Below are 7,149 nucleotides of genomic sequence, written 5' to 3' on the forward strand. Positions count from 1 at the left end.
GGCCGCTGCCGTGAAAGCAGGCGGCGCCACCATGCACCGGCTCGGCCTGTCGGAAACCGTGCTGGTGTTCGGCGAGCACCGCGGTTTTCTCGATGAGCCGTTGGATGCGACAGTGGCGCGGCTGCGCGCCACGCTTCCCGAGAAGAAACTGATCACCGAGGTGGCGTCGATCGACGCGGCCCTCACCGCGGCCGAGGCCGGGTTCGACGTACTGCAGCTGGAAAAGTTCGCTCCCGCGGATGTCGCGACTTTGATCCAGCAACTCGCCGGGCGGCCCTCGCGCCCGGTGATCGCGGTCGCCGGCGGCGTCAACGCCGGCAACGCTGCGGCCTATGCCGAGGCCGGCGCTGAGGTGCTGGTGACGTCGGCGCCGTACACAGCAAAACCGCGCGACGTGCAGGTGCGGATCACGCCGGCGAAGTAATAATTGGCTGCAGGGTCGCGCCGTTCCACAAGCAAGGCGCGCTCCCTCTCCCGCTTGCGGGAGAGGGCTGGGGTGAGGGTCTCCCGGGCAGTGAGTTTGCCACTCGCGGAGAGGAGTGCCCTCACCCGCCGCGCTTCGCGCGTCGACCTCTCCCGCAAGCGCGAGAGGTTGCGCTGCCGCTGGGCGAGAGTGTGCTAACTCCGCGCATGACGAGGCCTATTGACGCAAAGCCTTGATCTTTCAATTCGTGGACTACGACCTCGCGTAACTCGCTGCTCGGTCCGCGATTGTCTCGCGCAGCACCGTTTTCTGGATCTTGCCGTTGGCGTTGCGGGGCAAGGGTGTGGTGCGGATGATGATGCTCTCGGGGACTTTGTAATCCGACATCCGCGCCGCGCAGTAGGCGGCGACGTCGCGTTCATTCAGGCTCGCGCCTTCGCTCGTCACCACGATGGCGTTGACGCGCTCGCCGAGCACCGGATCGGGCGTGCCGATGATCGCGGTCTCCAGCACGCCGTCGATGCCGCAGATCACGTTCTCGACTTCGGCCGAGAAGATCTTGAAGCCGCCGCGATTGATCATGTCCTTCTTGCGGTCGAACCCCCGGACGAAGCCGTCCTGGTCGATCGAGCCGATGTCGCCGCTGCGCCAGTAGCCGTTCACAAACTCCTTGGCGTTGGCGTCGGGCCGCTGCCAATAGCGCGGCACCACCATCGGGCCGGAGATCAACAGTTCGCCCGGCTCCCCAGGGGCAACTTCGTTGTCGTCGGCATCGAGCACGCGGACGTGCGCGTAAGGAATCACTTGGCCGACGCTGTCCATGTGATCGCGCCAATAAGCCTGCGGCATGATCGTGGTTGGTGAAGTCGTCTCGGTCGCTCCATAAGCATTGCGGAGCTGCAGGTTCGGCAGTCGCTTCGCCAGCATCTCGATGGTCGGCACCGGCATCGGCGCGCCGCCGAAGCAGCCGATCCGCCACGCCGACAGATCGTGCTTGTCGAAGTCGGGGTGCATCACGGCAAGCGTGTAGATCGCCGGCACCAGGATCGAATAGGTGATCTGCTCGCGCGCCGCGAGGGCAAGGAAGTCGGCGGTCTTGAACGCCTGCCGCATCAGCACCACGCAGCCGCCGGCCGCGATGGTCGCGTAGGATACGCCGACGAGGCCCGTCACATGCGACAGCGGCACCGCGACCAGCCCGCGGTCGTGTTCGGTCAGCTCATGGGCGCGTGCGAACGCGTAGGATGAGTGCAGGATGCTGAGATGCGTCAGCTCGGCGCCCTTCGGCTTGCCGGTGGTGCCCGAGGTGTAGAGGATCACCGCGGTATCGTCTTCCTGCATCTGCGCGAGCGGTGCGTTCGCCGGATCGGCGGCGAGCAGATCCTCGAACGGTCGCGCGTCCTCGGTGCTGCCGTGCGCGACGAAGCGATGTGCGAGCTGCGGCACGTCGGCGGCGGCAGGGATCTCGTCTGCCAGTTCGGCCTCAAACACCACGACCTTGGCGCCGCTGTTGGTCAGCAGGAATTCGAGCTCGGCGCGGCGCTGCCGGATGCCGATCGGGACCACCAGCACGCCGAGCCGGTTGCAAGCGAGCGTCACCGCCAGGAACTCCCAGCAATTGCCGAGGAACAGTGCGACGCGGTCGCCCTTGTCGATGCCGAGTGCGGACAGCGACACCGCGATCTTGCGAACCAGCAGATCGAGCTCGCGATAGCTGAACGCGCGGTCATCGACGATCGCAGGACGGTCGCCGAACCGCGCGACCAGATCGTCGAACATGGCTGCGAGATGGGCCGGGCGCTCGGAGAAGCACAACATCGACCGGCCGTCGTAGTGAGTCTCGCGGCGCAGCGCGCCACCGATGCCGGCCTCGGGCCAGAACGTCATGGGTGTTTCCTCGTTGATCGTTGGGACGCCGCGGTTACCTCCACGATCGTCCGGCGGCTGTTTGCAGCGCCAGCGCAATTCTATCCCGGCTCGGCCGTGAACCGCCAGCCGGTGCTTCGGTGTGTCATCTCGCGGAAATTATTCGCCTTCCGCAATGGGCTGACACAGCGGCGTCAGCATTGCCACCTAGGATAGCAATTTGCGACGGCGGGAACCGCCGCAAGTCGATATCAGGGAAGAAGCGATGAGACTCTCCGACGTGGAATGTGAATGCGGCGCGCTGTACCGCTGCGCCGAATCCGAAACACTCGACGGTGAACCTGGCAATCTGCATTGCGCCAATTGCGGCCGAATCGTCGAGGCGTGGCAGACCCGCAGCAAGCGCGTGTATCGCTGCGTGTTGACGCCGGATCGCAGCTATCCGGTGGTGCCGCCGCCGCCCGCGCCGTAAGCGCCTGCTCGCAGGCGCGTTTGATTTTTCGAAGCGGCGCGACACGTCGTGCCTCGCTTGATGGACGCTTGATCCTATATGGTGGAGGTCGATTTCCCGACGACGAAGGGCGATAAGTTGCGAACTCCGGTGCTGGCAGCAGGCGGAATCGTGTTGCGGCGCGGCAAAGATCCGCTGTTCGCGGTCGTCCGGATGCGCAAGCGCAACGATTGGGTTCTGCCCAAGGGCAAGCTCGATCACGGCGAGACGCCGCGCCAGGCCGCCGAACGCGAGGTGCTGGAAGAGACCGGCCACGTCGTCGCGGTCCACGAGTTCATCGGCACGCTCGCTTATGATTCCGGCGGCCGCTCCAAGGTGGTGCATTTCTGGCGGATGGAAGCCGAGCCGCGGCAGACCCTGCCGCTGATGAAGGACATCCGCGCGGTCGATTGGCTGCCGCTCGACGAAGCACTGCAGCGGCTGTCCCGTAGCTACGAGCAGGCATTTCTGACCGAGGTCGGGCCGCTGGTGCTGCAATCCGCCGGCCACTTCGTATCTGCAACTCCCGCAGCGCCGTTGCCACCACGTTGCCCGACCAGCCCGTTGCCGACCGGAGACGAGATCATCACCGACCTTGCCGAAGCTCCGTCTTTGGCGCTCGAACAGCCTTCGGACGCCATCGAACCCGAGCCGCCGCTGTCGATGCTGCAAAGACTGCAGCGATGGCTGCGAGGGGCGACGCGCTCCTGATCGCTCTGTTTCGGGGCGATCTTCTGCTGTCCGGATTCTCCTGACATTTGACGCACGTCAAATAACCCCTCCTGCCGCCGCCTATCGTTCGCGAAATTTGGCCGCACGGCCACAGTCAGGAAACGTCATCGGGGGATGCCATGAGTGAGGCATTGGCGGCTGGCGCCGGACGCGCCAAGCGCGAGATTTTCGGGACGCCGATCTTCGGTCCCGAGTCGGCGCAGAAGGGCTACGCTCTCAACAAGATGTGCTTCTCGTTCAACGACGCCGGCGCGCGCGCCGCGTTCGTCAAGGACGAAGCTGCGTATTGTGCGCGCTACGGTCTCACCGCGGCGCAGACCGAAGCGATCCTCAAGCGCGATCTGCTCAAGCTGCTCGACGAGGGCGGCAACGCCTACTACCTCGCCAAGTTTGCCGGCATCCTCGGCCTCAACATGCAGGACATCGGTGCGCTGCAGACCGGCATGACGGTCGAGCAGTTCAAGGCGAAGCTGCTGGCGGCGCGGGACAATTGAGAGGGGATTGCTGACATGGCGACGATCATCGGCGGCCTAGCCGCTTCGCACGTCCCCGCGATCGGCGGGGCGATGGCCAAGGGCCTGCAGAAGGACCCGTACTGGGCGCCGTTCTTCGACGGCTTCGACGCGCCGTGCCGCTGGCTGGAGGCGGTCAAGCCCGATGCCGCGGTGGTGATCTACAACGATCACGGACTGAACTTCTTCCTCGACAAGATGCCGACCTTCGCGGTGGGCGCCGCGCCAGAATATCGCAACGACGACGAGGGTTGGGGCATCCCGGTGATGGCGCCGTTCAAGGGCGACACCAAACTGTCGTGGCACATCATCGAGACGTTGGTGGAGTCCGAGTTCGACCCCGTCACCTGCCAGGAGATGCTGGTCGATCACGCCTACAGCTTGCCGATGGAGCTGTTCCTGCGCGGCCGCGCTCACGACATTCCGACCGTGCCGGTGGTAGTCAACACCGTGCAGCATCCGCTGCCGTCGCTGCGCCGCTGCTTCAAGCTCGGCCAAGCGATCGGCCGCGCCATCGAAAGCTATCCGGAAGACCTGAAAGTCGTGGTGATCGGCACCGGCGGGCTGTCGCATCAGCTCGAAGGCCAGCGCGCCGGCTTCATCAACACCGCGTTCGACAAGCGCTGCATGGACGCGATGACAGGTGATATCGAGGGACTGCTCGGGATCGACCCGCACGAACTGGTCGAGCTCGCCGGCAGCCAGGGCGTCGAGGTGATGAACTGGGTCGCGATGCGCGGCGCGCTGACCGGCGACGTCCGCGAGCTGCACCGCAACTATCACCTGCCGATCTCCAACACCGCGTCGGGCATCATGCTGATCGAGAACCGGCCGAGGCTGGCGCAGGCGGCGTAGGGCCTTTGTGCGTCCGAGGCCTTAGTCCCTCATGGTGAGGAGCCGCGGCGAAGCCCGTAGGGCGAAGCCGGGGCGTCTCGAACCACGAGGCCGATGCGCTGCTACGCGTGTGCTCGGAGCCCATCCTTCGAGACGCCCCGGCTTCGCCGGGGCTCCTCAGGATGAGGTTGGTGCAGGTGGCGACTACAGTACGAAGTGATGTTGGGCCGCGGCGCCGCTACACAAAAATCGTCATGCCCGGGCTCGACCCGGGCATCCACGAATTCACGCAAGGCGGTGGTTATGGCCGTGGATGGCCGGGTCAAGCCCGGCCATGACGGAGTGTGAGAGGAAGCGTCGGAGGCTCACTACTCAAGCCTGTAGCTCACCGCCTCGTCGTTCACGCCTCCTCACTCACCATCCGCCGATAGTCTCGCGGATTATGTCCGGTCCGCCGTTTGAAGAAGCGGCAGAAATAGGCGGGGTCTTCGAAGCCGAGCTCGAACGAGAGCTTGGAGATCGGCGCAGCTATATAAGTCAGCCGGCGGCAGGCTTCGCGGGTGAGACGGGCATGGACGACGTCGAGCGCGTTCTGGCCGGTTTCGGCTTTCGCCAGCCGGTTGAGGCGCTCAGGCGTCATACCGAGCGTGTCGGCGTAGCGCGCGATCGGCCAGTGCTCGCAATGATGCGCTTCGACCAGCAGCAGGAAGCGGGTGAATTGATCGCCGCCGCGCGCCGCATAGCGTGCCTGCCGCTCGCTCTGCTGCGCCAGCCGCCAGACGATGGCGCGGCCGAGCCACAACGGCACTGGCGAATTGCCGGCATCCGGCGAGGCGAACTCGTCGGCAAGCTCGGCGAATAATCTGTCGATCCGCATCGTGGCCGCCCCGTCAGGCTCGAATTTCAGGATGCGGGCTGCGGTGAACAGATCGCGCAGCGCCTGTCCGGTCGCCGGCACGTCGCCCTCGATCATCGCGTGCGGATTGAAGGTGAAGACCTGACCTTCGGTGTGCGGCGAGAATTTGAATCCGTGCACGACGCCGGGCGGCACGATCACCGCGACCGGACCATCGCGTTGCACGCGCTGCTCATCGAGCGCGATTGTCGCTGTTCCAGAGCCGATCCAGAGGATCTGATGCAGGCTGCGGTGAGCGTGGACGTCGATCTCCCACTGATACAATCGGCTGCGCGATTGAATCGCTTCGACATGCAGCATGTCGACCGGCGCGGCGGGCGTCTCGCCGTACAGCGCGAAGATCGGAATTGCTGCTTTGCGGCGTGAACGGGCCATCGGCGCAGCTAAGACCGAACGTCGGAAAAGTGCAAGTTTTTGTCACCGCGGCGTCTCACGGCGCGAGGTCATGCCAACTACACTGCGACGATCGCCGCAACTAATAGACAAACAAACGAACCGGGCGGCCTTAACAAGAGAGGAAATCAGCTCATGTTCAGCTTCGATCCTTATTCGCCCGTTGTCGATGCCGATCCGTTCCCGCTCTACAAGACGCTGCGTGACGAACATCCGGTGTACTGGAGCGAGCCGGCGCAGATGTGGATTCTGTCGCGCTATCTCGACGTCGCCGGCGCCGGCAGCAACTGGCAGGTGTTCTCCTCTGCCAAGGGCAACCTGATGACCGAGTTGCCGAACCGGGCAGGCGCCACGCTCGGCACCACCGATCCGCCGCGTCACGACCGGCTGCGCGGACTGGTGCAGCACGCCTTCATGAAGCGCAATCTCGAGGCGCTGGCCGAGCCGATGCGGGAGATCGCCCGCGACGCCGCCGAGGCGCTGCGCGGCCGCGACCAATTCGATTTCATCAGCGACTTTTCGTCCAAGTTCACCGTGCGGGTGCTGTTCGCGGTGCTCGGCCTGCCGATGGGCGATGAGCAGACCGTGCGCGACAAGGCGGTGCTGATGGTGCAGAGCGATCCGGTCACCCGCGCCAAGGGGCCGGAGCATCTCGCCGCTTACGCCTGGATGCAGGACTATGCGTCGAGCGTGATCGCGCAGCGGCGCGCCGAGCCGAAGAACGATCTGATCTCGCATTTCAGCATGGCGGAGATCGATGGCGACCGGCTCGACGAGCGGGAGGTGCTGCTCACCACCACGACGCTGATCATGGCGGGCATCGAGTCGCTCGGCGGCTTCATGAGCATGCTGGCGCTGAACCTTGCTGATTTCGCCGATGCGCGCCGCGCGGTGGTGGCCGATCCGGCGCTGCTGCCGGATGCGGTCGAGGAGTCGCTGCGCTACAACACCTCGGCGCAGCGACTCCTCGACCGCATCCGGC

8 protein-coding genes are annotated in these 7,149 nt (G+C 65.2%); 6 read left to right on the top strand and 2 right to left on the bottom strand.

Features of this window, described 5'->3' with window-relative positions:
* A partial coding sequence (locus DYI24_RS17470) for a beta/alpha barrel domain-containing protein (protein ID WP_502706352.1) occupies positions 1 to 424 on the top strand: 424 nt, incomplete at its 5' end.
* Positions 425 to 676: 252 nt separating this feature from the next.
* Here the strand turns inward: DYI24_RS17470 and DYI24_RS17475 are convergent.
* The gene (locus DYI24_RS17475; protein WP_164573200.1) at positions 677 to 2,311 is read right to left on the bottom strand and encodes a class I adenylate-forming enzyme family protein; all 1,635 of its coding nucleotides are present in this window, start codon (positions 2,309 to 2,311) and stop codon (positions 677 to 679) included.
* Between the two features lie 244 nt (positions 2,312 to 2,555).
* Between DYI24_RS17475 and DYI24_RS17480 the strand changes: the two genes are divergently transcribed.
* The 4 genes from DYI24_RS17480 (at position 2,556) to DYI24_RS17495 (ending at position 4,879) form a co-directional block, all read left to right on the top strand.
* The gene (locus DYI24_RS17480; protein WP_107343182.1) at positions 2,556 to 2,762 is read left to right on the top strand and encodes a hypothetical protein; all 207 of its coding nucleotides are present in this window, start codon (positions 2,556 to 2,558) and stop codon (positions 2,760 to 2,762) included.
* A gap of 78 nt (positions 2,763 to 2,840) precedes the next feature.
* Positions 2,841 to 3,491 carry an NUDIX hydrolase gene (locus DYI24_RS17485; RefSeq protein ID WP_164573201.1) on the top strand — a complete coding sequence of 217 codons (651 nt, stop codon included), beginning with the start codon at positions 2,841 to 2,843 and terminating at the stop codon, positions 3,489 to 3,491.
* 140 nt (positions 3,492 to 3,631) lie between these two features.
* Positions 3,632 to 4,006, top strand: a complete 375-nt coding sequence (locus DYI24_RS17490; protein WP_012494745.1) for a protocatechuate 4,5-dioxygenase subunit alpha — start codon at positions 3,632 to 3,634, stop codon at positions 4,004 to 4,006.
* A 15-nt stretch (positions 4,007 to 4,021) separates the two neighbouring features.
* The gene (locus DYI24_RS17495; RefSeq protein WP_164573202.1) at positions 4,022 to 4,879 is read left to right on the top strand and encodes a class III extradiol dioxygenase family protein; all 858 of its coding nucleotides are present in this window, start codon (positions 4,022 to 4,024) and stop codon (positions 4,877 to 4,879) included.
* 379 nt (positions 4,880 to 5,258) lie between these two features.
* On the opposite strand, the gene DYI24_RS17500 is transcribed toward DYI24_RS17495, so the two are convergent.
* Entirely contained in the window at positions 5,259 to 6,149 is an 891-nt protein-coding gene (locus tag DYI24_RS17500) for a helix-turn-helix domain-containing protein (protein WP_164573203.1), read from the bottom strand.
* Positions 6,150 to 6,302: 153 nt separating this feature from the next.
* Between DYI24_RS17500 and DYI24_RS17505 the strand changes: the two genes are divergently transcribed.
* Positions 6,303 to 7,149 (top strand): cytochrome P450 (locus DYI24_RS17505; protein WP_164573204.1); only part of this gene is annotated, 847 nt, incomplete at its 3' end.

Origin of the sequence: Rhodopseudomonas sp. BR0C11, from assembly GCF_010820945.1 — a bacterium.
Taxonomy (GTDB): Bacteria; Pseudomonadota; Alphaproteobacteria; order Rhizobiales; family Xanthobacteraceae; genus Rhodopseudomonas; species Rhodopseudomonas palustris_H.

What these genes read in the sequence shown, in the direction of transcription:
- DYI24_RS17490 (WP_012494745.1), top strand. Translation starts at nt 3,632, where the DNA reads ATGAGTGAGGCATTGGCGGCTGGCGCCGGACGCGCCAAGCGCGAGATT.
- DYI24_RS17480 (WP_107343182.1), top strand. Translation starts at nt 2,556, where the DNA reads ATGAGACTCTCCGACGTGGAATGTGAATGCGGCGCGCTGTACCGCTGC.
- DYI24_RS17475 (WP_164573200.1), bottom strand. Translation starts at nt 2,311, where the DNA reads ATGACGTTCTGGCCCGAGGCCGGCATCGGTGGCGCGCTGCGCCGCGAG.
- DYI24_RS17495 (WP_164573202.1), top strand. Translation starts at nt 4,022, where the DNA reads ATGGCGACGATCATCGGCGGCCTAGCCGCTTCGCACGTCCCCGCGATC.
- DYI24_RS17500 (WP_164573203.1), bottom strand. Translation starts at nt 6,149, where the DNA reads ATGGCCCGTTCACGCCGCAAAGCAGCAATTCCGATCTTCGCGCTGTAC.
- DYI24_RS17485 (WP_164573201.1), top strand. Translation starts at nt 2,841, where the DNA reads ATGGTGGAGGTCGATTTCCCGACGACGAAGGGCGATAAGTTGCGAACT.